The sequence below is a fragment of the Micromonospora halophytica genome, from assembly GCF_900090245.1.
Classification (GTDB): domain Bacteria; phylum Actinomycetota; class Actinomycetes; order Mycobacteriales; family Micromonosporaceae; genus Micromonospora; species Micromonospora halophytica.
Map to the genome: position 1 here is coordinate 63,962 of NZ_FMDN01000005.1, position 20,136 is coordinate 84,097.

Here is a 20,136-nt window from a genome sequence, read left to right on the forward strand (position 1 = left end):
CATGTCGCGGATCAAGGAGTTCAACCTCCCCGACCTGGGCGAGGGCCTGACCGAGGGCGAGATCCTCGCCTGGCTGGTCAAGGTCGGTGACGTCATCGAGCTGAACCAGCCGATCGTCGAGGTGGAGACGGCCAAGGCGGCCGTGGAGATCCCGGCGAAGTGGGCCGGCCAGGTCCGGGCGATCTTCCACCCGGAGGGGAGCACGATCGAGGTCGGCACGCCGATCATCTCGATCGACACCGACCCGGGCGCCGGCCCGATCGAGGAGTCGACGACCGGTACGCCGGCCGCAGACCTCCCGACCCCGTCGGCGGCCTCGCTGGCCGCGGTCGAGGTGGCCCCGGCCGAGGGCGCGGTCGAGCCGGGTCTGATCGGCGGTCCCGCCCCGGGTGGGCGGACCGCCGTGCTGGTCGGCTACGGCCCGCGCACCACGGCGGCCAAGCGGCGTCCACGCAAGGGCGGCGTCCCGGCCCAGGCGTCGGCCCCGGCCGCGCCGGTGGTCCGGGCCCCGGCCGTCCCGGTCGCCCCGCCGACCCCGGTCGCGCCGGTGGCCGCCCCGTCGGACGGCAACGGTCGCGCCGGTGGGCCGGTGCTGGCCAAGCCGCCGGTGCGCAAGCTCGCCAAGGACCTCGGCGTCGACCTGGGCACGCTGACCGGGTCGGGTCCGCTGGGCTCGATCACCCGGGAGGACGTACAGCGGGCGGCGGCGGCCCCGGCGGCGGCCGAGCCGCTGACGACGGCGGCCCCGACTGCGACGGCCGCGAGCTTCGGCGCGGACCGCGAGCAGCGCATCCCGGTCAAGGGGGTACGCAGGCTCACCGCCGAGAACGTGTCCCGCTCGGCGTTCACCGCCCCGCACGTGACGGAGTTCCTGACCGTCGACGTGACCCGGGCGATGAAGGCGCTGGACCGGCTGCGCGGCCGGCGGGAGTGGCGCGACGTGCGGGTCTCGCCGCTGCTGCTGGTCGCCAAGGCGGTGCTGCTGGCGGTCAAGCGCCACCCGATGGTCAACTCGACCTGGGCCGGCGACGAGATCGTGGTCAAGAACTACGTCAACCTCGGCATCGCGGCGGCCACCGAGCGTGGGCTGATCGTGCCGAACATCAAGGACGCCGGCCGGCTCTCGCTGCGCGAGCTGGCGGACGCGATGACCGACCTGGTGCAGACGGCGAAGACGGGGAAGACCTCGCCGGCCGACATGTCGGGCGGCACGTTGACGATCACCAACGTCGGGGTGTTCGGGGTGGACACCGGTACGCCGATCCTGCCTCCGGGCGAGTCGGCGATCCTCGCCTTCGGCGCGGTCCGCGAGATGCCGTGGGTCCACAAGGGCAAGGTCAAGCCGCGCCAGGTGACCACGCTCGGCCTCTCCTTCGACCACCGGATCATCGACGGTGAGCTGGGCTCGAAGTTCCTCCGTGACATCGGGGACTTCCTGTCCGACCCGGAGGCGGCGCTGCTCGCCTGGACCTGACGGTTCCACCGTTCCGGCCACGGCCGGTGTGCGCAGGGTGAACGCCCGGCACACCGGCCGTGATCGTATCTACAGAAGAAACCTTCGGTTAACTCGTACGTTGACCTACGATCCTTAGGTCCGTGGTTCAGCTCACCTAACAATCGTTGGAATTTGCCAGCGACTTGCGCTTCAATGGATACATCAGGGGCTGACAACCGAATAGCCGGAGGAGAGAGTCACCATGAGCATGATCGAGCGCATCCGCACCCGCCGCGACGCCCACCGCCGCGCCCGCGCGATCGAGCACGCGCTGCGTTCCGCCAACTCGCCCGCCGTCCGCGACGAGATCCTGGCGATCGCCCAGCGTCACATGAGCTGACGCCCCGGCACAGACTTTCCTCACCTCCTCCAGATCGACGACCCGCCCGGGGCACCGGGCGGGTCGTCGGCGTTCCGGGCCCCCGAGACCGGGATTCCACCTCGACCGGACGCCCGGTACGGTGGGGCACGGTCGCCACCCGACGACCCGCGACGAGATCGAACCGGATGAGAGCCGGCCGCCATCGTCCGGCGACGGTGGGTGACGACCAGTGCTCCCCGGACGCTCCGCGCGGCTACCGGATACCGTGCGGGGAGCCCGCACGGCCGACCCGCCGGCGACACCGGCGAGCCAGCCGACCGGAACCGGACGGCATCGGCGGCCGACATGTGATGGAGGAGGCGCACCCATGACGTCCGAGGGCCAGCACCGCCCCGGCCAGGAGCCGGACGAGGTGCCGCCGGGCGCCGGTGGACCGGCGCCGTACGGCGACCGACAGACGCAGCAGGGATACGGCAGCCCCGCCACCCCCGACCTGGGCTGGGCCCCGCCACCCCCGACCGGCCGCCCCGAGCAGCCGCCGGCCTGGGCCGCACCGGCCGACCAGCCACCGGCCTGGGGCGCACCACAGCCGCCGCAGGGCGAGCCCGCGCAGCCGGGTGGCTGGACGCCGCCCGCCGCCGCGCCGCAACCCTCCTGGGCCACCCCGGCCGAGCAGCCGCCCGCCGCCTGGGCCACCGCGCCCGGCCAGAGCGAGCCCGCGCAGCCCGCCTGGGCACCGGCCGAGCAGGCCGCTGCCCCCGCGTGGGCCCAGCCCGAGACCGGCGCCCGGGGCGCCGCCCGCGTACCGCAGCCGGCCGGGCAGCCGCACGACGCCTGGCCGCAGCAGGCCGATCCCCACGGCGCCGCCGGTTGGAACGCCACCCCGGCCCCGCAGGAGCAGGACGCCAACGGCTGGCCTGCCGCGCAGCAGCAGGATGACGCCACCCGCTCCGGCGGCTGGGACGCACCCTCCACCCAGGACGATCCCGCCCGCTCCGGCGGCTGGCGCCCCGCCGGCCAGGAGCCGGACGGCTCCGCCGACACCAACGGCTGGGGCGGCGGCGTGGTCGGCCAGGAGCAGACCGGCCAGGCCGGCTGGGCCGCCGCCCCCCGCACCGAGCCCACCTGGAACCAGGGCCCCGCGCCGCAGGAGCAGCCCGGCACCGGTTGGCAGGCCACGCAGCAGCAGGACGACCCGGCTCGATCGGGCGGCTGGAACGCACCGTCCACTCCGGACGAGGTGCCCCGCAGCACCGGCCGCGCCTCGGTGCCCGCGCCCCCGCAGCCCGAGCAGGCCGCCCCCACCTGGGCGCAGCCCGAGCCGGGCGTCCGAGGCGCGGCCCAGGTGCCGCCGGCCGACGCGCCGGACGCCAACGGCTGGTCCCCCGAGGGCGACCCGGCCCGCTCCGGCGGCTGGTCTGCACCGGCCGCGCAGGCCGGCAACGGCTGGAACGCCGTACCCCAGCAGGACGAGCGGGCACCGCAACCCTGGGCGACCGCCGCGGAAGAGCCGGCGACGGCCCGGTGGGACGCCCGCGAGACCCCGCCGGCCGCCGACAGCTGGGGTGCCCCCAGCAGCCAGGACAACCAGCGGCCGGACGACGGGCCCACCCCGGACGAGCCGGCGCGTACCGGCTCGTGGCGGGCCGCCGCCGCGCCGCAGCAGGAGGACCGCCCCGAGCCGGACGGCTGGACGCCCCCGGAGCAGCCCGCCCGGGCGTCCGCCTCGGTCCCGAAGCCGGACGGCCCGCCCGCCTGGGGCGCCGACCGGCCGGTCGTGCCGGACGCCGAGCCGTGGGCGCCGGGCGAGGCCTGGGGCCGTAACGAGCCGGAGCCCACGCAGCAGCCGAGCGGGGACGCCTGGGAGCCCAAGCGCGCCGACGACGCCCCGATCTACCAGCCGGCCCCGGCACCGGGCATCTCCCCGGCCAACATGGTGCCGCTGCCCCCGCAGGAGCAGCGCGTCCCCGGCGCGAGCCTGGCCGCCGCACCGCCGGCCGACTACGCCCCGCCGGCCCCGTTCGGCGGGGCCACCGAGCAGCCGGCCTTCGAGCCGAACGGCCGGGAGGGCACGCCCTCCGGCTGGGGCCCGGCGGACGAGCCGCAGTCGCCGGCCGGACCGGTGGTGCCCGGTCCGCGTACCTCGCCGGAGGCGGACGGAGCCGGACGGGCCTCCGTGCCGGGTGCCGAGGGCGCGGAGGCCGGTGCCGTCGGTCGTGCGTCGGCGAGCGCCTCGGTGCCGCTGGCCAGCAGGGTGATGCCCCCGACCGACCAGGCGCTGCACCCGGGTGGCACCCCCGCGCCGCAGCCTCGCGTGTACGGCCGGCCGGCCCGGCCGGAGCAGTCCGAGGAGCCGGTCGAGGAGCACGGCGCCCACCAGCCCGGGCACGACCCGCACCCGCACTTCGACGACCAGCCCCGCTTCGACGACCAGGACCGCACCCGCTTCGACGAGCCCGAGCGGCCGGCCGGCCCGCACGGGTTCGGTGGCGACGCCCCCTCGTCGGCCCCACCCACCTCGCCGGCCGCGCCGCAGGCGTACCCGGGCGGCATCCCGGCGTTCTCGGACCCGACCAGCCACAACCGGCCGATGAACGGCACCCGCCCGCACGAGTCGGCCGAGCGTCCGGCGGAGCCGTTCGGCACCCCGACCGCCGACGGGCCGCCCTCCGGGGGCGTGCCCGGGTACGGCCACCCGGCCCACGACCCGGCGCACGGCGGCCTCCCGTCGCCGTTCCCCCCTGCGGGGCAGCCGTTCCCGCCCGCGGGACAGCCGTTCCCGCCCGCGGGACAGCAGCCCTTCCCGTCGGCCGGGCAGCCCGGTCCGGGGGCCTGGCCCAACGACCCGGAGCCGGAGCAGGGGCGCTTCGACGCGTTCAAGCCCGAAGCGGAGCCGAAGGCCGAGCAGCCCACGCCGAAGGTCCGCAACGGCCGGGTGCTGGCGATGGTGCTGATCGCGGCGGTGCTGATCCTCGCCGTCCCGCTCGGCCTGCTCCACCTGCTCGGCAAGATCGGCAGGGATGACAACGCGGCCAAGCCGTTCAACCCGGCGGTCGGCTCCTGCGTCAAGCAGTCCGGCAGCGGCGCGGTCGCGGCGGAGTGCGGCGAGCAGAACGCCTTCACCGTGGTGTCGAAGGTCGACGCCAAGGACAAGTGCGGCGACCCGAGCCAGCCGCACGTGGTGCTGCCGGGCAGCGGGGCGGACCGGGTGCTCTGCCTCAAGAAGGCCGACCAGTAGTCAGAGTTGCCGACGGCGGGGTCACGGTGTCCGTGGCCCCGCCGTCGTCCGTACCGGTGTGATCGACCCCGCTCCGGCTCAGCCCTGGTCGGCGGTGTGACGTCCGGCAGACTGGGGTGATGAGCGCACGAGTACGGGCACCCGAGCTAAGGGGCCGAGCCTGGCTGAACACGGGCGGGAAGACCCTCGGTCTGGCCGACCTCCGAGGTCGGGTGACCGTCCTGGACTTCTGGACCTTCTGCTGCATCAACTGCCTGCACGTGCTCGACGAGTTGCGCCCGCTGGAGGAGAAGTACGCGGACGTGCTCGTCGTGATCGGCGTGCACTCGCCCAAGTTCGAGCACGAGAAGGACCCGGACGCGCTGGCCGCCGCCGTCGAGCGGTACGGGGTGCACCACCCGGTGCTGGACGACCCCGAGCTGCACATGTGGCAGCAGTACGCGGCCAAGGCCTGGCCGACGCTCGCGGTGGTCGACCCGGAGGGCTACGTGGTGGCCACCATGGCCGGCGAGGGACACGCCGAAGGGCTGGCCCGGCTGATCGACGACCTGATCGCCACCCACGAGGCGAAGGGCACCCTGCACCGGGGCGACGGGCCGTACGTCCCGGCGGCGGAGCCGGAGACGGCGCTGCGCTTCCCCGGCAAGGCCGTGGTGCTCGACGGCGGCAACCTGCTGGTCTCCGACTCGGCCCGGCACTCCCTGGTGGAGCTGGCCCCCGACGGCGAGACGCCGGTGCGCCGGATCGGCTCCGGCGTCCGGGGCCGCGCGGACGGGCCGGCCGGGACGGCCGGCTTCTCCGAGCCGCAGGGGCTCTGCCTGCTCCCCGCGCACGCCGCCGAGGTGGCCGGGTACGACCTGGTGGTCGCCGACACCGTCAACCACCTGCTGCGCGGGGTGAAGCTGACGACCGGTGAGGTGGTGACCGTGGCCGGCACCGGCCGGCAGTGGCGCTCCACGCCCGACGACCACGCCCACGACGCGCTCTCCGTCGACCTCTCCTCCCCCTGGGACCTGGCCTGGTACGACGGCAGGGTCGTGATTGCGATGGCCGGGATCCACCAGCTCTGGTGGTTCGACCCGATCAAGCGGACCGCCGAAATGTACGCCGGCACCACGGTCGAGGCGCTGCGCGACGGTCCGCTGGCCGAGGCGTGGCTGGCCCAGCCGTCCGGGCTCTCGGTCTCGGCCGACGGTGCCCGGCTCTGGGTCGCCGACAGTGAGACCAGCGCCGTCCGGTACGTGCAGGACGGCGTGCTGGGCACCGCCGTCGGGCAGGGGCTGTTCGACTTCGGCCATGTGGACGGCCCGGCCGGGCGGGCGCTGTTGCAGCACCCGCTCGGGGTGTGTGCGCTGCCGGACGGCTCGGTGCTGATCGCGGACACGTACAACGGCGCGGTGCGTCGGTTCGACCCGGAGACCGGCCAGGTCTCCACCGTGGCCGACGGTCTCGCCGAGCCGAGCGACCTGGTGCTCACCGCCGGGGGCGACGTGCTGGTGGTCGAGTCCGCCGCGCACCGGCTGACCCGGTTGGCCCCGGGGGTGCTCTCGGCCGCCGGTGCGGTCACCGTGGACGGCCCCCGGCACAAGCTGGAGCGCAAGCCGACCGAGGTGGCGGCCGGCGAGGTCACCCTCGACGTGGTCTTCACCCCCGCGCCGGGGCAGAAGCTCGACGACACGTACGGCCCGTCCACCCGCCTGGTGGTCTCGGCCTCGCCGCCGGAGCTGCTGCTGGAAGGGGCCGGGACGACCACCTGCCTGTCCCGCCGGCTGGTGGTCAACGGTGAGGTGGCGCAGGGTGTGCTCCAGGTGACCGCCCAGGCGGCCACCTGCGACGCGGACGCCGAGCACGCCGCCTGCCACCTGACCCGGCAGGACTGGGGCGTGCCGGTGCGGGTGACCGAGGGCGGTGCGGCGCGGGTGCCGCTGGTGCTGCGCGGCCTGGACGCCTGACCGCCGGCGGCCCCGGTCACCGCGGAGAGGCGGTGCTCCCGGTCACCGCCGGGCCGGCGCGCGGGCAGCCGTTCACCCGGTCAGGCGAACGGCCGCGGGGTGACACCCGCATCGATCAGCGCGGCGCGGACGAGTGCCGCCGCGGCGACCGCGCCGGGGGTGTCGCCGTGCAGGCAGATCGAGGCGACGTGGCAGGGGATCTCGGTGCCGTCGACCGCGACCACGGTGTGCTCGGTGGCCATCCGGACGGCCCGGGTGGCGACCTCGTCCGGGTCGGTGATCAGCGCGCCGGGCGCGGTGCGGGGCACCAGCGAGCCGTTGGGCAGGTAGCCCCGGTCGGCGAAGCCCTCGGCGACCACCCGTAGGCCCGCGCCGGCGGCGAGTTGGGCGAGCGTCGAGCCGGGCGCGCAGAGGATCGGCAGTTCGTGGTCGTACTCGTTGACGGCGGCGACCAGGGCGGCGGCCTGGGACTCGTCGACGGCGGCGGCGTGGTAGAGCGCGCCGTGCGGCTTCAGGTAGCGGACCCGGGTGCGGAACAGCCGGCAGAAGGCGTCGAGGGCGCCGAGCTGGTAGGTCACCTCGTCGCGCAGGTCGGTGAAGGCGTACTCGATGTGGCGGCGGCCGAAGCCGGCGAGGTCGCGGTACCCGACCTGGGCGCCGACGGCCACGCCTCGTTCGGCGGCGGCGCCGCAGACCCGGCGCATGGTCGGCGGGTCGCCGCCGTGGAAGCCGCAGGCGACGTTGGCGGAGGTGACCAGGTCCAGCAACGCCTCGTCGTCGCCGAGCCGCCAGATCCCGAATCCCTCGCCGAGGTCAGCGTTGAGGTCCATGGAACGTCACCGTAGTCCCTGGACGGGCCTGTGCGAGCCCGGTCACGTCGTCCACCACCCCGATGACCGGGTACCCGCCGGTGGTGGGGTGGTCGGCCAGGAAGACCAGCGGCTGGCCGTCGGCCGGCACCTGCACCGCGCCGAGCACGACCCCCTCGCTGGGCAGTTCCCCGGCCACCGCGCGGGGCAGCGGCGCGCCGAGGAGTCGCGCGCCGACCCGGTCGCCCACCGGGCTGATCGTGTACGGGGTGCGCAGGAGCCGGTCGAGGGCGTCGGCGGTGAACCAGTCGTCGCGTGGTCCGGGGCGCAGGGTCAGCCTCAGCTGATCCGGCACGGCCGGGACGACGGTCCAGTCCACCGGGGCCGGGTGACCCGGCCAGGGGCCGATCGGCAGCCGGTCGCCGTCGCGTACCGGGGGTGGGCCGAGGCCGGAGAGGGTGTCGGTGGCGCGGCTGCCGAGGACCGGCTCCACCGCGATCCCGCCGTCGACGGCGAGCCAGCTGCGCAGTCCGGCGCGGGGCGGGCCGATCCGCAGCACGGCACCGGCGGGCACCGACAGCGGACGGCCGACGTCGCCGGGCCGCCGGCCCACCCGGACATCCGCGTCGGCCCCGGTGAGCGCGACGGTGACGGCCCGGGTCGGTCGTAGTGTGCAGCCGGTCAGGGTGATCTCCAGGCCGGCGGCGGTGGGCGGGTTGCCGACCAGGCGGTTGGCCAGCGCCAGCGCCGCCGGGTCAAGCGCTCCCGACCGGGGTACGCCGAGGTGCGCGTACCCGGGTCGGCCGAGGTCCTGGACGGTGGTGGCCGGTCCGGCCCGGAGCACCTCGATCACGCCGTTGCCAGCCGGACGCGGGTGCCGGGGGTGAGCGTGGCGGGCGGGTCGGCGTGGACGTCGAAGAGGGTCAGCCCGGTACGACCGACGAGCAGCCAGCCGCCGGGGGAGGCGGTGGGGTAGATCCCGGCGTACGGCCCGGCGAGCGCCACCGACCCGGCGGGCACCCGGGGGCGGGGGCTGGGCAGCCGGGGCACCGCCCAGCGCTCCGGCAGCCCGGTCAGGTAGGCGAATCCGGGGGCGAACCCGCAGAACGCCACCCGGAACGTGGTGTCCGCCAGCCGCCGGACGACCTCGGGCACGTCCACCCCCCAGTGCCGGGCGACGGCGGGCAGGTCCTCGCCGTCGTACGCCACGGGGACCTCGACGTGGCGGACGGCGGCCGTGGTGGCGGTCGGTCCCGGTGTCCAGCCGGCGATCCGGGCGGCGGTGGTGGCGGGGTCGGGCACCCCGTCGAGCAGCACGGTCGCGGCGGCCGGGACGATCTCGGCGGCGGTCAGCTCGCCGTCGTCCCGGCGGCGCCACAGTTCGGCCCGCCACGCCTCCACCTGGCCGGGGTTGTCGCAGTCCAGCAGCAGAGCGTGCCGGCCGACGGGTCGGATCCGCATGCCGCCATACTCTCCGATCGATGCGACGGCCAGGGCCGGTGGACCCGGTTCGGATGGTGACCGGCGGCACTACCTGCAAGTAACCTACGGTGTCGTAACCTTAGGGCCGTGACCACCTCCGCACGTATCCGTCTCAAGCCGGTCGACATCGGTAAGCCCCGGATGCGCGGCTGGCTGCACACGTACGCGTTCTTCGTCGCGCTCGTCTGCGGCGTCGTGCTCTGCTCGATCGCGGCCACCCGCCCCGGCTGGGCCCCCCTGGTCAGCTGCCTGATCTACAGCCTGACCGTCTGCGGTCTCTTCGGCACCAGCGCCCTCTACCACCGCCGGGTGTGGACGGAGCGGGGCTACCAGATCATGCGCCGGGTGGACCATTCGATGATCTTCGTGTTCATCGCCGGCACCTACACCCCGTTCTGCGTCCTGCTGCTCGATCGCGCGATGGCCACCCTCATGCTCGCCCTGGTCTGGGGCGGCGCGCTGGCCGGCGTGGCACTGAAGCTGGTCTGGCCGCACGCGCCGCGCTGGGTCTCCGCCCCGCTCTACCTGGCGCTCGGCTGGGTGTCGGTGGCCATGCTGCCGCAGATCCTGCGCGAGGGCGGGGTCACCGCCCTGGTCCTGCTCGCGGTCGGCGGGGCGATCTACAGCGTCGGCGCGATCTTCTACGCGCTGCGCAGGCCGAACCCGTGGCCCACCGTCTTCGGCCACCACGAGTTCTTCCACGCCTGCACCCTGGTCGCCGCGATCTGCCACCACATCGCGATCTACTTCGCGATCTTCGCCTGACCGCCCGCCGTCCGGCCGGGGTCGGACGTGCTTCGGGGGTCCCGCAACGGCGCGGGACCCCCGAAGTCGGCTGCGGTCAGGCCGGGTGGCCCGGTCGACGGACCTCGCGGTACTCCTCGCGCACCACCCGGTCGTCCTGGACCGGCACGACCCGGTCGGCCACCACCCGGTCGGTGCGGACGGGAGCGGCCACGACGGCACGGCGGCGGGTGTTCCAGAAGTGGAGGGTGAGCAGCAGCGAGACGACGCCGACCAGCATCAGCACCCAGCCGACCACGTTGACGTTGAGCCAACCGAGGTTGGCGTCGATGGCGAACGCGAAGATCGCGCCCACCGCGATGAGGAAGATCCCGACCCCGATGCCCATGACGTCGCCTCCTTGGCTGTCCCTGGCGTTTCCTACCCGCCGCGGCCATCGACGAGCGAGCGGCATCCATCGACTTACCCAGGCGCTCCGAGCGCCAATCAGGCAAGCTGTGGCCATGACGGACATCCGGGCCAGAGAGCGGACACTCGTGCTGCTCCGGCACGCCAAGGCCGAACAGCCGGGCACCGGCCCGGACGTCGACCGCCGGCTGACCGCGCGCGGACACGTTGACGCGGCCGCCGCCGGGGCCTGGTTGGCCCGGCACCGCCTGCTGCCGGACGTGGTGCTCTGCTCGGCGGCCCGGCGTACCCGACAGACCTGGCACGACGTGGCGCTGGGCATGACCGGGCCCCCGCCGGAGGGTGGGCCGGCAGGGACGTCTCCGGTCGTGCGTCACGAGGCGGCCGCGTACGAGGCGCACCCCAGGGACCTGCTCGGCCTGCTCCGGACGGTCGACCCGGGGGCCGGCACGGTGCTGCTGGTCGCCCACAATCCCGGCATCTCGCTGCTCTCCGCGCTGCTCGACCCGGAACGGGCCGACCCGGACGGGCTGCGCACCACCGACCTGGTGGTCCACCGCACGGCGGGCCCGTGGTCCGACCTGACCCCCGGCAGCACCGTCATCACCCACCGCCACACCGCCCGCGGCTGACCTGCGCCGGCCGCCGCTCCGGCCGGGACCGGTCAGGAGGGTGGGGCGGTGGGTGGGGGCGGGTCGGGCGGCGGGGGCATCATCGCGGTCGGGTGGGAGAGCCGGTTCTCCTCCACGATGAGCGTGCGGGCCCGCTTGCGCCGGTCCTGCCAGAACCAGAGCGTGGTGAGCAGGACGCCCAGCCCGGCCAGGATGAACACCCAGCCGACCGCGCGCAGGTCGATCCACCAGACGTTGGCCCGGATGGCGAAGGTCATGATCGCGCCGAGCGCGATGAGAAAGATTGCGCTGCCAATGCCCATGTGCGCTGCACTCCCCCGTGCGGTGGCCTCTGGGCGTGCCCTGACGTGGTCCGCGACGGTTACCCGCCTGACGGCGCACCTACCGGCCCAGGCACCGGAAAACGACGGCGGCCGGCGAGCGTGAGCTCGCCGGCCGCCGGTGTCACGGTCGATCCGGACCTACACCCCGTCGGGGCTCAGAAGGCCTCCTCCGGGAGGTCCATCAGGTCCAGGTCGGTGCCCTCGATGATCCGCCGGTCGGCGCCGATGCGGGGCAGCACCTCGCGGGCGAAGAACTTCGCGGCGGCCACCTTGCCGGTGTAGAACGCCTTGTCCGACGCGGAGACCTCACCGGCCAGCGCCTTCAGCGCCACGTCGGCCTGCTTCTGCAGCAGCCAGCCGACGACCAGGTCACCGACGGCCAGCAGGAAGCGACGGCTGCTCAGGCCCACCTTGTACAGGCTGCGGACCTCGCCGCCCTGGGCCTCGCCCAGCCAGCCGGTCATCACGCCGATCATGTTCTGGATCTCGGCGAGCGCCTTGCCCAGCGCCTGCCGCTCGTCCTTGAGCTGGCCGTTGCCGCCCTCGGTGGCGATGAACTCCTGGATCTCGCCGGCGACCGCCATCAGGGCCTTGCCGTTGTCCCGGACGATCTTCCGGAAGATCAGGTCGATACTCTGGATCGCGGTGGTGCCCTCGTACAGGGTGTCGATCTTGGCGTCCCGGACGTACTGCTCCAGCGGGTAGTCCTGGAGGAAGCCGGAGCCGCCGAAGGTCTGCAGCGACTCGTGGCCCAGCAGCTCGTACGCTCGCTCCGAGCCGACGCCCTTGACCAGCGGCAGGAGCAGGTCGTTGACCCGCTTGGCCAGCTTGATGGCTGACTCGTCGCCGGCCGCCTCGGCGATGGCGACCTTGTCCTGCCAGCTCGCGGTGTAGCAGACCAGCGCGCGCAGACCCTCGGCGTACGACTTCTGCAGCATCAGCGAGCGGCGCACGTCCGGGTGGTGGGTGATGGTCACCCGCGGGGCGGTCTTGTCGCTCATCTGGAGCAGGTCGGCGCCCTGCACCCGGTTCTTGGCGTACTCCAGGGCGTTCAGGTAGCCGGTGGAGAGGGTGGCGATCGCCTTGGTGCCGACCATCATCCGGGCGTACTCGATGATCATGAACATCTGGCGGATGCCGTCGTGCTTGTCGCCCAGCAGCCAGCCCTTGGCCGGTACGCCGTGCTCGCCGAAGGTCACCTCGCAGGTGTTGGAGACCTTCAGGCCCATCTTGTGCTCGACGTTGGTGGCGTAGACGCCGTTGCGCTCGCCCAGCTCGCCGGTCTCGGAGTCGAAGTGGAACTTCGGCACGACGAAGAGGGAGAGGCCCTTGGTGCCCGGACCGCCGACGCCCTCGACGCCGACCGGACGGGCCAGCACGTAGTGCACGATGTTGTCGCTCAGGTCGTGCTCACCGGAGGTGATGAAGCGCTTGACGCCCTCGATGTGCCACGAGCCGTCCGGCTGCTGCACGGCGCGGGTACGACCGGCGCCCACGTCCGAGCCGGCGTCCGGCTCGGTGAGCACCATGGTGGAGCCCCACTGCTTGTCGATGAAGAGCTTGGCCCACTTCTTCTGCTCGTCGTTGCCCTCGACGTGCAGCACGTGCGCGAAGGACGGGCCGGAGGCGTACATCCAGACCGGGGCGTTGGCGCCGAGCACCATCTCGGCGAGCGACCACCACAGGGCGCGCGGGGCGTTCGTGCCACCGAGCGTCTCGGGCAGGTCCAGCCGCCAGAACTCGGAGTCCATGAACGCCTGGTACGACTTCTTGAACGACTCCGGCAGCGGCGCGGTGTGCGTGGCCGGGTCGAAGACCGGCGGGTTACGGTCGCTGTCCGTGTAGCTGGCCGCGAGGTCCTCGCGGGCCAGGCGGTCGACCTCGGAGAGGAAGCTGCGGGCGGTGTCGACGTCCAGGTCCGTGTACGGCGCCTGGCCGAACGTCCGGTCCGCCCCGAAGACCTCGAACAGGTTGAACTCGAGGTCCCGAAGGTTGCTCTTGTAGTGGGTCATGCTCGCTGGCCCCGCTTCCGGACAGGTGTTACCGATCAGTAACCCCGACTGTATTACTCACCGGTAGGCAACGACAAGCCGATCTCGGAAGTGACAGCAATTACACACTTCCCGTTCAGGTTCGCACCCGGGTGCGCGCGGAGGGGTCAGGCCTCCGCCGCACCCACCTCCCAACTGGGCACGGGCACCGACGCGCCGCTGCGCTGGCCGGTGTACTCCATCAGCACCAGGGCGATGTCGTCGTCCAACCGGCCGTGCACCCATTCCACGAGCGCGGTCTCCAGCGAGGCCAGGCCGTCCCCGACCGTGCCGTGACCGAGCAGCCGCCAGGCCCGGTCGGCGGTCGGGAAGAACTCGCCGTCCCGGCGCGCCTCCCCGAGCCCGTCGGTGAACAGCAGCAGCCGGTCGCCGGGCTCCAGCCGCTCCACCCGGGGCCGAACCACGGGCATGAAGCCGAGCGGCGGGGCCGGCGCGGGCGGCTCCAGCGGGATCACCGCGCCCCGGCGCAGCAGCAGCGGCGACGGATGGCCGCAGTTGACGATGGTCAGCGTGCCGCCCCGCTCCTCGACCACGGCCGCGGTGACGAAGTCCTCGTCGCCGACGTTGCGGGCCACCGCCCGGTCCAGGTCGGCCACCACCGCGCGCAGGTCCGCCCGCTCGTACGCGACGTGCCGGTAGGAGCCCAGCACGATGCTCGCCAGGCGGACCGCGTCCAGCCCCTTGCCCCGGACGTCACCGATGATCATGCGGACGCCGTACGGGGTGTCGATCGCCTCGTACAGGTCGCCGCCGATCTCGGCGGTGGCGGTCGACGAGATGTAGCGCGCCGCCACCGCCAGGGTGCCGACCTGCGGGCCGAGCGGGCGCAGCACCGCCTGCTGGGCCACCGACGCCAGCTTGGACAGCTCGGCGATCTGCTCGGCCTGACGTTGCCGTACCGCCGCCACGGCCGCCGCCACCACCCCAGACAGGGCGACCCCGACGAGACCGACCCCGGTGGTCATCGACGCGCCCGGCTCGATCAGCGCGAATCCGCCACCGAGCAGCAGCGCGACCAGGGCCACCCCGAGCACCGCCCGCCACGAGGCGAACACGGCGGCCAGCACGGGCGCGGCAGTCATCAGCGCGGCGTAGTGCACCTTCCGGCCGTCGGCCACCTCCACGGCGGAGATGATCGCGAGCAGGGCGAGGGCCGCGCCGACACCGGCGCGGGACCCGGGACTCAGCGGGCCGCGGCCCGACTGGAAGGCATGCATGCGTACGACAGACAGCATGCCTGATGGACGTGAACCCGTGAATGAACCTGGCCCCTCGTTCGAGGGTGTTCCGACCGGCCGGACGGCTTCGGCGAGCCGATCGCCGTCAGCCGAGCACCTCGTACCTCACGGTCAGCTCGCCGAGGTCGAGCGAGGCGATCGCCGCGAAGGCCGCCCGGGACAGGTCGATGCAGCGTCCCTCGATGAACGGGCCGCGGTCGTTGATCCGCACGGTCACCGACGTGCCGTTGGCCGGGTTGGTGACCCGGACCTTCGTGTCGAACGGCAGGGTCTTGTGCGCGGCGGTGAGCGCGCCCGGGTCGAAGGTCTCGCCGTTGGCCGTCAGCTGGCCCTCGGCGTAGAAGGAGGCGCCGCAGGAGCCGGTTTCGACCACGGTGCTCTTCGGGGCGGCCTTCTTCGTCGTCGCGCTCGGCCCGGGCGTGGCGGTGCGGGGCCTGCTCCGGGAGGCGGCCTGCGACCGGGTCGCCTTCGGGCTCGCGGTCACGGTCGGCGAAGGGCCGGCGGTCGGGGAGGCGCTCGCGGTCGGGCTCGGCGGGGCGGTGGTCGCGCTGGGGCTCGCGGCGCCGGGTGCGGCGTCCGCGACGGCGGGGGCGGGGGCCTCGCCGGAGGTCAGCTGGACGGCGCCCACCGTGCCCCCGACGACGAGCGCGACGCCCACGGCCGCAGTGGCCGCGATGCCGGCCGGCGAGGAGAACATGCGGGTACGGGAGTGCCTACCAGCCACCGGCCCGATCCTTTCGTCAGCTGAACAAACCGGGTCGGACCGTAACGAGAGAAGCACTTCCGAAGTCAACGTGATCATGATGGTATGGCCGGAATTGCGGTGGTACGTGTGGCCGATCATGCGATGCCCGCCCCCACCGGACGGGCCATGGTTCCACCGCCGGCATTCACCGGCGAGGATGGGTGGATGCCCGGTGAGCTGCGTGGACGCCTGACCGAACTCTTCCGCTGGGTCGACCCGGGGCCCGGCAGCAGCCACCTGGTCAGCGACACCTCCGGCTGGTGGCGGGATCCGCAGGTGCTGGCCGCGCTCGGGCCGGCCCTGGTCGCACCGTTCCTCGACACCCGGCCGACAGTGGTGATCGCGCCGGCGGTCACCGGGCTGATGCTCGGGCCGCTCGCCGCCACCGCCCTCGGGGTGGGCTTCGTCCCGGCCCACAAGCCGGGCGACGGGCGACTCCCGACCGGTCCACTGACCTGGGCGCAGAGCCCGCCGGACTTCCGGGGCCGCCGGATCGACCTGGCGGTCCGGGAGCACCTGCTCGGGCCCGACGACCGGGTGCTCATGGTGGACGACTGGGTGGCCACCGGCGCACAGGCGCACGCCGTACGAGAGATCTGCGCGGCGCGCGGCGCGAACTGGGTCGGCGTCGCCGCCATGGTCGTCGACTGCCCGCCCGAGGTGGCCCACGAGCTGGGCGTACGCGGCCTGCTCGACGCCGGTCAGCTGCGCTGAACGAGCTCCTCCAGGCCGGGGTGAGCACCGCGGACCGGTCCGCCAGGTCGGCTCCTTCCGCCACCGTTCGCAGGCGGGTGGGCGCAAACCCGACGACCGGGAATCGCCCGGTGGGTAGCCTCGGCAGGATGTGGCCCCGGATCGGTGGACTCCGCACGCTCGCCCTCGGCACCCCGGGCGACCTGCGCACCAGACTCAACACGCTGGTGCTGGCCGGGGTGAAGACCGCCACCGCCGGACTGGTCACCGAGTACGCCGAGGAAGGCGAGGAGCGGGAGCACGTCGGCGAGCGGCTGGCCCTGGTCGACGACGACGACCGGCTGGTCGGGGTCGTCGAGGTCACCGCCGTCGAGACCGTGCGCTTCGCCGACGTCGGGTGGGAATTCGCCCGCTCCGAAGGGGAGGGGGACCGCTCGATCGAACAGTGGCGGGAGGGGCACGCCGCCTACTGGGCGCGCGTCGGCACCCCGGTCACCGACGACAGCGAGATCGTCTGCCTCCGCTTCCGGCTGGTCTCCGCCGGCGACGGCGGCATCACCACCGGAGACCTCGGCACCTGAGCTACGTTCGGCGCCCTGCTCAGGCGGAGCGCAGCTCCGGCAGCAGCCGCGTCGCCACGTCGACCAGCACCGCCTCGTCGCCCGCGTACCAGCTGCTGGCCCGGGGCCAGTGCGTGATCACGTCGGTGAAGCCGAGGGCCGCCGCCCGGGCGACCTGCTCGGCGAAGAAGTCGGCGCTGCTCAGTGAGAAGACCGGTGCCGAGTCCAGCGACAGGTACCGGTCCAGGGTGGCCGGGTCCCGGCCGGCCGCCGCCAGGGTGTCGTCGAGCCGGGCGCACACCGCCGCGACCCCGTCCCACCAGCTCGTCAGGTCTTCCTCGCCGGTGCCGGTGGTGACCCAGCCCTGACCGAAGCGGGCGACCAGACGCATCGAGCGCGGGCCGTTCGCCGCCATCACGAACGGCACCCGGGGCTGCTGCACGCAGCCGGGGTTGTTGCGGGCGTCCACCGCGCTGAACCACTCGCCCCGCCAGGTGGCTCCGTCCTGGCGCAGGATCAGGTCGAGCAGCTCGGCGAACTCGGCGAACCGGTCCACCCGCTGCCGGGGCGGCAGGGTCTCGCCGCCGAGCACGGCGGAGTCGAAGCCGATGCCGCCGGCCCCGAGCCCGAGCAGCACCCGGCCGGCGGAGATGTCGTCGAGGGCGGTGACCTGCCGGGCGAAAGCCGCCGGGTGCCGGAAGTTCGGCGAGGCGACCAGCGTGCCGAGCCGGATCCGCGAGGTCACCGTCGCGGCAGCGGTCAGCGTGGCCATGGAGTCGAACCAGGGGCCGTCGACCAGGTCACGCCAGCCCAGGTGGTCGTACGTCCAGGCGTGGTCGAAGCCCCACTCCTCCACCTGCCGCCACCGCCGCTGCGACTCCGCCCAGCGCTGGTCGGGCAGGATCACGATGCCAATCCGCATGATCACCAGCGTACGGCCCTCGGCCGTCCGGGCGGCTGGCAGCGAGTCAACCGGCAGCGAGCTTGGCCAGCGCCCGGGGCAGGTGCGGGTCGAGGGTGCCCGGACCCGCCGCGGCCACCTCGGCCGGCGTCCACCAACGGGCCGCCCGGAACTCCCCCGGGTCGGGCGTGAGCGGCTGGCCCCGCCGGCCGTCGATCAGGTACCAGAGGCTCACGTCGACGTGCCGCTGCTCCGGCGGGCCGACGGTCGGCGTGACGGTGAGGAAGAACGGCGGCCCGTCCGGCTCCGCCGGCACGCCCAACTCCTCGACCACCTCGCGGCGCACCGTCTCCGCCGGGTGCTCGCCGGGCTCGACGTGACCGCCGGTCGGCAGCCACAGCCCGGCGTTTCGGTGGTCGACCAGCAGGACACTGCCGTCCTCGGCGTCGCGGAGCAGGAAGTACGCGACGAGATGCGTCGGCGGGGTGCGGGGTTTCGCCCGGCGGAAGATGTCGTCGGTGCCGGCCAGCCAGTCCAGGCACCTCGCGCGGTGCGCCGCCTCCAGCCCGTCCAGCGGCGTGATCGACTCGACCAGCGCCCGGATCTCCGCCTCCACCCGCATCCGCGCATCCTGTCAGGAGCGTGCGACATCGGCGGCGGCGCGGACGAACTCGCGTACCCGCTCGGTGGTGTTGGTCTCCCGCCAGACCGGGCCGCGCCGGATCGGCGGCGCGTCGTGGATGGGCACGTACGCCACGTCGGGACGCGGGTAGCAGCGGCGGGTGTGCTCGCCCACCGGCAGCACGCCCCGCCCCATCGCCACCAGGGAGAGCATCTCCGAGAAGGTGGCACCCGCCGGGCCCTTCGGCACCGGCCGGCCGGACGGCGTCCGCTCGGGGGTGCGGTCGCGCTTGAACGCCGCCGAGGTCACCGCCGGGTACTGCACCACCGGGTGGTCGGCCAGCACCTCCAGGGAGACGGACTCCCGCCCGGCCAGCGGATGCCCCGCCGGCACCGCCAGCACCCGGGCCTCCGACAGCAGCGCCGGGCCGTTCGCCATCCCGTCGAACGGGTACGACGCGAGGAGCACGTCGATCGAGCCGTCGTTCAGGCTCGACCGGGTGGTGGCGAGCTGCGCCTCGTGCACGTGCACCTCGCAGTCGGGGTGCCGCTGGCGGAACAGGGCGACCGCGCGCGGCAGCACCGGCGCGGTCCACTCGCCGAGGAAGGCCACCCGCAGCTCGCCGGTGACGCCGCGCCCCGCCTCGACGGCCCGCCGTACCGCGTCCTCCATGCCGGCGACCAGCGGCCGCAGGTCGTCGGCGAGCCGGTGACCGATCGGGGTGAGGCGGACGACCCGGCTGGTGCGCTCGAACAGCGGCGCGCCGATCCGCCGTTCCAGCTTCTTCACCACATGACTGATCCGTCCGGTGGTGACCCCCAGCCGCTCGGCGGTCCGCCCGAAGTGCAACTCCTCGGCGAGGGTCAGGAAGGTCTCGACCTCGTGCCGTTCCAGCAACCCACGCTCCCGTCGTTGAATCCGGCTCAACGATCGTAGTCCGATCATGGCTTGGTCCGGGTCACCGCCACGACCAGGGTGGATGGCGTACCGATCACTTCGGATTCGAAGGAGCGCCGATGACCACCGTCACCGAATACCTCGACGGGCTGGACGAACCACTGCGGGAGATCGGCGCGCGACTGCGCCCCGTCATCGAGGACGCGCTGCCCGGGGCGACCGGCGCGATGTGGCACGGCCACCCGGTCTGGGGACGGGGTGACCGTCCCGGCCGGGACCCGGTCTGCCTGGTGAAGGCGTACCCGTCGTACCTGACCTTCGGGCTGTGGCAGGGGCAGGAGGTGGACGACCCGTCCGGACGGCTGGCGCCCGGCGCGCGGTCGATGGCCTCGGTGAAGCTGCGTACCGTCGACGAGGTCGACCCGGTGCTCTTCGGCGACTGGCTGCGCCAGGCGTACGCGGGCGCCGGACGGGAGGCGGCGTGACCACCGTGCGCGTCACCGGCTTCGACCACCTCGTGCTCACCGTCGCCGACGTCGAACGCTCCCTGGCCTTCTACTGCGGCCCGCTCGGCCTCGCCCCGGTCCGCGTCGACGAGTGGCGGGCCGGCCGGGTGCCCTTCCCCTCGGTGCGGATCGACCCGCACACCATCGTCGACCTGGTCCGCGGTGAGCGGGGCGAGTCGAACGTCGACCACTTCTGCCTGGTGGTGGCCCCGCTCGAGTGGGCGGAGGTGATCGCCGCCGGCGACCTGGACGTGGTGCAGGGACCGGTGGGCCGGTTCGGCGCGCGGGGCTCGGCCAGCTCGGTCTACGTACGCGACCCGGACGGCAACGTGGTGGAGTTGCGCTGGTACCCGCAGGACATCGGGTAGCCCTCTGCCGGGGCCGTAACGGTCGGCGAAGCGGATCCGGCTCAGAGTCGCTGGACGAGTGGGACCGGGACACCACGGGGCGCCGCCCCGGCCGTACCGACGTCCGCCCGCCGAGGCGCGGGAACATCCCGTCGGCAGCCCCACGCGAAC

At 74.1% G+C, this 20,136-nt stretch carries 21 protein-coding genes; 10 read left to right on the plus strand and 11 right to left on the minus strand.

Translation table 11 applies throughout. The features are described from left to right. The first annotated feature begins 1 nt into the window (after position 1). The 4 genes from GA0070560_RS09440 to GA0070560_RS09450 all read left to right on the plus strand — a co-directional run bounded on the left by GA0070560_RS09440 (position 2) and on the right by GA0070560_RS09450 (position 7,007). Entirely contained in the window at positions 2-1,474 is a 1,473-nt protein-coding gene (locus GA0070560_RS09440) for a dihydrolipoamide acetyltransferase family protein (RefSeq protein WP_091293867.1), read from the plus strand. Between the two features lie 223 nt (positions 1,475-1,697). Beyond that, on the plus strand, positions 1,698-1,835 hold the full coding sequence (locus GA0070560_RS28640; RefSeq protein ID WP_170839346.1) for a hypothetical protein: 138 nt from the start codon (positions 1,698-1,700) through the stop codon (positions 1,833-1,835). A gap of 349 nt (positions 1,836-2,184) precedes the next feature. Next, positions 2,185-5,055 (plus strand): LppU/SCO3897 family protein, encoded by a 2,871-nt coding sequence (locus GA0070560_RS09445; RefSeq protein ID WP_091293868.1) that lies wholly within the window; start codon positions 2,185-2,187, stop codon positions 5,053-5,055. Positions 5,056-5,174: 119 nt separating this feature from the next. After that, positions 5,175-7,007: an NHL domain-containing thioredoxin family protein gene (locus tag GA0070560_RS09450; RefSeq protein ID WP_091293870.1), complete on the plus strand. Its 1,833-nt coding sequence runs from the start codon at positions 5,175-5,177 to the stop codon at positions 7,005-7,007. 80 nt (positions 7,008-7,087) lie between these two features. Here GA0070560_RS09450 and GA0070560_RS09455 read toward each other — a convergent pair whose 3' ends face one another. The 3 genes from GA0070560_RS09455 to GA0070560_RS09465 are packed head-to-tail and all read right to left on the minus strand — an operon-like array spanning position 7,088 to position 9,277. Further along, on the minus strand, positions 7,088-7,837 hold the full coding sequence (locus GA0070560_RS09455) for a LamB/YcsF family protein (protein ID WP_091293873.1): 750 nt from the start codon (positions 7,835-7,837) through the stop codon (positions 7,088-7,090). Further along, on the minus strand, positions 7,821-8,669 hold the full coding sequence (locus GA0070560_RS09460; RefSeq protein ID WP_091293875.1) for a 5-oxoprolinase subunit C family protein: 849 nt from the start codon (positions 8,667-8,669) through the stop codon (positions 7,821-7,823). Before GA0070560_RS09460 ends, GA0070560_RS09455 begins: the two co-directional genes overlap by 17 nt. Then, positions 8,666-9,277: a 5-oxoprolinase subunit B family protein gene (locus GA0070560_RS09465; protein ID WP_091293877.1), complete on the minus strand. Its 612-nt coding sequence runs from the start codon at positions 9,275-9,277 to the stop codon at positions 8,666-8,668. Before GA0070560_RS09465 ends, GA0070560_RS09460 begins: the two co-directional genes overlap by 4 nt. A gap of 108 nt (positions 9,278-9,385) precedes the next feature. Between GA0070560_RS09465 and trhA the strand changes: the two genes are divergently transcribed. Continuing rightward, the gene (gene trhA, locus GA0070560_RS09470; protein WP_091293879.1) at positions 9,386-10,063 is read left to right on the plus strand and encodes a PAQR family membrane homeostasis protein TrhA; all 678 of its coding nucleotides are present in this window, start codon (positions 9,386-9,388) and stop codon (positions 10,061-10,063) included. Between the two features lie 76 nt (positions 10,064-10,139). Here the strand turns inward: trhA and GA0070560_RS09475 are convergent, their stop codons facing one another. Continuing rightward, positions 10,140-10,430, minus strand: coding sequence for a DUF6458 family protein (locus GA0070560_RS09475; protein WP_091293881.1), 291 nt, complete (start codon positions 10,428-10,430; stop codon positions 10,140-10,142). A gap of 115 nt (positions 10,431-10,545) precedes the next feature. Between GA0070560_RS09475 and GA0070560_RS09480 the strand changes: the two genes are divergently transcribed. Next, the gene (locus tag GA0070560_RS09480) at positions 10,546-11,082 is read left to right on the plus strand and encodes a SixA phosphatase family protein (RefSeq protein ID WP_091293883.1); all 537 of its coding nucleotides are present in this window, start codon (positions 10,546-10,548) and stop codon (positions 11,080-11,082) included. A 32-nt stretch (positions 11,083-11,114) separates the two neighbouring features. Here GA0070560_RS09480 and GA0070560_RS09485 read toward each other — a convergent pair whose 3' ends face one another. The 4 genes from GA0070560_RS09485 to GA0070560_RS09500 form a co-directional block, all read right to left on the minus strand. Then, positions 11,115-11,384 (minus strand): DUF6458 family protein, encoded by a 270-nt coding sequence (locus GA0070560_RS09485; protein ID WP_013283345.1) that lies wholly within the window; start codon positions 11,382-11,384, stop codon positions 11,115-11,117. A gap of 176 nt (positions 11,385-11,560) precedes the next feature. Beyond that, on the minus strand, positions 11,561-13,417 hold the full coding sequence (locus GA0070560_RS09490) for an acyl-CoA dehydrogenase (RefSeq protein WP_091293885.1): 1,857 nt from the start codon (positions 13,415-13,417) through the stop codon (positions 11,561-11,563). 146 nt (positions 13,418-13,563) lie between these two features. Then, entirely contained in the window at positions 13,564-14,691 is a 1,128-nt protein-coding gene (locus GA0070560_RS09495; protein ID WP_091293886.1) for a PP2C family protein-serine/threonine phosphatase, read from the minus strand. Between the two features lie 88 nt (positions 14,692-14,779). After that, positions 14,780-15,418 carry a septal ring lytic transglycosylase RlpA family protein gene (locus GA0070560_RS09500; RefSeq protein WP_170839347.1) on the minus strand — a complete coding sequence of 213 codons (639 nt, stop codon included), beginning with the start codon at positions 15,416-15,418 and terminating at the stop codon, positions 14,780-14,782. Between the two features lie 186 nt (positions 15,419-15,604). Between GA0070560_RS09500 and GA0070560_RS09505 the strand changes: the two genes are divergently transcribed. Together GA0070560_RS09505 and GA0070560_RS09510 are read left to right on the plus strand one after the other, a co-directional pair. Then, positions 15,605-16,153 carry a phosphoribosyltransferase gene (locus GA0070560_RS09505; protein WP_091293888.1) on the plus strand — a complete coding sequence of 183 codons (549 nt, stop codon included), beginning with the start codon at positions 15,605-15,607 and terminating at the stop codon, positions 16,151-16,153. Positions 16,154-16,281: 128 nt separating this feature from the next. Further along, a complete protein-coding gene (locus GA0070560_RS09510; RefSeq protein ID WP_091293889.1) occupies positions 16,282-16,713 on the plus strand; it encodes an ASCH domain-containing protein in 432 nt (143 codons plus the stop codon). 19 nt (positions 16,714-16,732) lie between these two features. Here GA0070560_RS09510 and GA0070560_RS09515 read toward each other — a convergent pair whose 3' ends face one another. From GA0070560_RS09515 to GA0070560_RS09525, 3 genes are read right to left on the minus strand one after another with little or no spacing between them, the layout of a single operon-like run. Next, complete coding sequence (locus GA0070560_RS09515) at positions 16,733-17,614, minus strand: LLM class flavin-dependent oxidoreductase (RefSeq protein WP_091294442.1); 882 nt, start codon at positions 17,612-17,614, stop codon at positions 16,733-16,735. A gap of 46 nt (positions 17,615-17,660) precedes the next feature. Next, the gene (locus GA0070560_RS09520) at positions 17,661-18,215 is read right to left on the minus strand and encodes an NUDIX hydrolase (protein ID WP_245675444.1); all 555 of its coding nucleotides are present in this window, start codon (positions 18,213-18,215) and stop codon (positions 17,661-17,663) included. 12 nt (positions 18,216-18,227) lie between these two features. Continuing rightward, positions 18,228-19,112 carry a LysR family transcriptional regulator gene (locus GA0070560_RS09525; protein ID WP_091293890.1) on the minus strand — a complete coding sequence of 295 codons (885 nt, stop codon included), beginning with the start codon at positions 19,110-19,112 and terminating at the stop codon, positions 18,228-18,230. Positions 19,113-19,231: 119 nt separating this feature from the next. Between GA0070560_RS09525 and GA0070560_RS09530 the strand changes: the two genes are divergently transcribed. Continuing rightward, the gene (locus GA0070560_RS09530; protein WP_091293892.1) at positions 19,232-19,597 is read left to right on the plus strand and encodes a DUF1801 domain-containing protein; all 366 of its coding nucleotides are present in this window, start codon (positions 19,232-19,234) and stop codon (positions 19,595-19,597) included. Further along, positions 19,594-19,986, plus strand: coding sequence for a VOC family protein (locus GA0070560_RS09535; protein WP_091293894.1), 393 nt, complete (start codon positions 19,594-19,596; stop codon positions 19,984-19,986). Before GA0070560_RS09530 ends, GA0070560_RS09535 begins: the two co-directional genes overlap by 4 nt. Positions 19,987-20,136: the final 150 nt, after the last annotated feature.

Bases quoted from the DNA above. Each gene is read 5' to 3' on its own strand.
- GA0070560_RS09440 (WP_091293867.1), top strand. From the start codon at position 2: ATGTCGCGGATCAAGGAGTTCAACCTCCCCGACCTGGGCGAGGGCCTG.
- GA0070560_RS28640 (WP_170839346.1), top strand. From the start codon at position 1,698: ATGAGCATGATCGAGCGCATCCGCACCCGCCGCGACGCCCACCGCCGC.
- GA0070560_RS09445 (WP_091293868.1), top strand. From the start codon at position 2,185: ATGACGTCCGAGGGCCAGCACCGCCCCGGCCAGGAGCCGGACGAGGTG.
- GA0070560_RS09450 (WP_091293870.1), top strand. From the start codon at position 5,175: ATGAGCGCACGAGTACGGGCACCCGAGCTAAGGGGCCGAGCCTGGCTG.
- GA0070560_RS09455 (WP_091293873.1), bottom strand. From the start codon at position 7,837: ATGGACCTCAACGCTGACCTCGGCGAGGGATTCGGGATCTGGCGGCTC.
- GA0070560_RS09465 (WP_091293877.1), bottom strand. From the start codon at position 9,277: ATGCGGATCCGACCCGTCGGCCGGCACGCTCTGCTGCTGGACTGCGAC.
- GA0070560_RS09475 (WP_091293881.1), bottom strand. From the start codon at position 10,430: ATGGGCATCGGGGTCGGGATCTTCCTCATCGCGGTGGGCGCGATCTTC.
- GA0070560_RS09480 (WP_091293883.1), top strand. From the start codon at position 10,546: ATGACGGACATCCGGGCCAGAGAGCGGACACTCGTGCTGCTCCGGCAC.
- GA0070560_RS09485 (WP_013283345.1), bottom strand. From the start codon at position 11,384: ATGGGCATTGGCAGCGCAATCTTTCTCATCGCGCTCGGCGCGATCATG.
- GA0070560_RS09490 (WP_091293885.1), bottom strand. From the start codon at position 13,417: ATGACCCACTACAAGAGCAACCTTCGGGACCTCGAGTTCAACCTGTTC.
- GA0070560_RS09495 (WP_091293886.1), bottom strand. From the start codon at position 14,691: ATGCTGTCTGTCGTACGCATGCATGCCTTCCAGTCGGGCCGCGGCCCG.
- GA0070560_RS09505 (WP_091293888.1), top strand. From the start codon at position 15,605: ATGCCCGGTGAGCTGCGTGGACGCCTGACCGAACTCTTCCGCTGGGTC.
- GA0070560_RS09510 (WP_091293889.1), top strand. From the start codon at position 16,282: ATGTGGCCCCGGATCGGTGGACTCCGCACGCTCGCCCTCGGCACCCCG.
- GA0070560_RS09515 (WP_091294442.1), bottom strand. From the start codon at position 17,614: ATGCGGATTGGCATCGTGATCCTGCCCGACCAGCGCTGGGCGGAGTCG.
- GA0070560_RS09520 (WP_245675444.1), bottom strand. From the start codon at position 18,215: ATGCGGGTGGAGGCGGAGATCCGGGCGCTGGTCGAGTCGATCACGCCG.
- GA0070560_RS09530 (WP_091293892.1), top strand. From the start codon at position 19,232: ATGACCACCGTCACCGAATACCTCGACGGGCTGGACGAACCACTGCGG.